This is a genomic window from Enterobacter sp. IF2SW-B1 (assembly GCF_001743375.1).
In the GTDB taxonomy this organism is placed as follows: Bacteria; Pseudomonadota; Gammaproteobacteria; order Enterobacterales; family Enterobacteriaceae; genus Enterobacter; species Enterobacter bugandensis.
On the sequence record NZ_MJAA01000026.1, the window covers coordinates 1 to 1,420 of the forward strand.

A 1,420-nucleotide genomic window follows, 5' to 3' on the forward strand; every position below is an offset into this window, starting at 1 on the left:
AAATAGAAAAAATATCTGGCAAATAGGTCAATGATATTTAATTCACTTAAGAACCATAATTTGCACCAAATTTTACGCTGTCACGATTCATTGAATAAAACCAAGTGAAAAGTTACGTAAAAAAGAAACCAATAATTTTATTGGCTTAAATAAAAAATCGAATATTACAAATAAGCGGAATGAATATGGATAACGTAGCTCAGCTAGAAACTGATACTAGGCGAATTCAAACATGAGGTGCGACAGTTTCAAAAGCCATATGATAATCAACAAGCTGAGCAAATTTCTCTAATGGTGTAAGCCAATCTAACGCCTTTCTAGGACGAGTATTCAGTGACATGGCAACTTGATTTAAATAATGCTGATCTGCCTGATTTAAATCAATCCCTTTAGGTAAATATTGCCTAATTAAACCATTCATATTTTCGCATGTGCCTTTTTGCCAAGGTGAATGTGGGTCACAGAAATATACATCTATGCCTAAATCTTCTTCRAGTATTTTATGTTCTGMCATCTCGCGTCCACGGTCATAGGTCAACGTTTTACGCAGTTCTGCAGGTAAATATTTCAGAGCTTCAGTTAAAGCCTTGCGCACTGATTCTGCCTTTGCATCAGGTAATGTTGCCAAGATACAGAGCCGTGTATTTCGTTCAATAAGTGTTGCTATCGAACTTTTATTGTCTTTACCTTTAATTAAATCAGCTTCCCAATGACCCGGTATTTTTCTTTCTTGAACTTCGGCTGGGCGCTCATGAATAGTTTTAATATCCTGTAATATAGAATCTTTTTTAGGTTCACCGTTAGCTTTTCGCTTTTTATTTTCATGACGCAGACAGGATAATAAGTCTTTTTTCAACTCACCCTTGGGTAATGCTCGTATCGTTGAATAAATCGTTGTATGGCTTACATTCATTGTTTGATCCAAATCAGGAAATGTCTTTAAACGCTTTGCTATTTGCTGAGGAGACCATAAACAACGGATCGCTTCAACAATAAATTTCCAGAGGATTGAATCGATTTTGAGTTTTCTGTGACCACGTCTACGTCTAGCGAAGGTGTTATCAGAAGCATATCGAGCTTGATAAACGTCATTGATGCTATTTCTTTTAAGCTCACGATAGATCGTACTAGGATGTCTTTTAATRAGTTCAGCAAATTTTCTGGCTGAAAAGCCTTCTTTTCTTGACTCAAGCATTAATGCAGTACGATCTTCAAAGTTAAGATGATGGTATGACAATTTTATATACTCCATAAACCCTTTAAATTAATTAGGTGGTTTATGTCGCACTTCAAGTTTTACTCTGCCAACATATGAAACTAAAATAAAATGCTCGGTACTATGTCTAGGAATACTCATTTTTTGCAGAAAATCCATTTTTAGGCTGTAATTAATGAAAAAATAAGATATTGCTAGCAATTT

Annotated in this window: 1 protein-coding gene; it reads right to left on the reverse strand. The window is 34.9% G+C overall.

The features are described from left to right. Positions 1-226: 226 nt before the first annotated feature. On the reverse strand, positions 227-1,252 hold the full coding sequence (locus A6013_RS25605; RefSeq protein WP_083275088.1) for an IS30-like element ISAba125 family transposase: 1,026 nt from the start codon (positions 1,250-1,252) through the stop codon (positions 227-229). Positions 1,253-1,420: the final 168 nt, after the last annotated feature.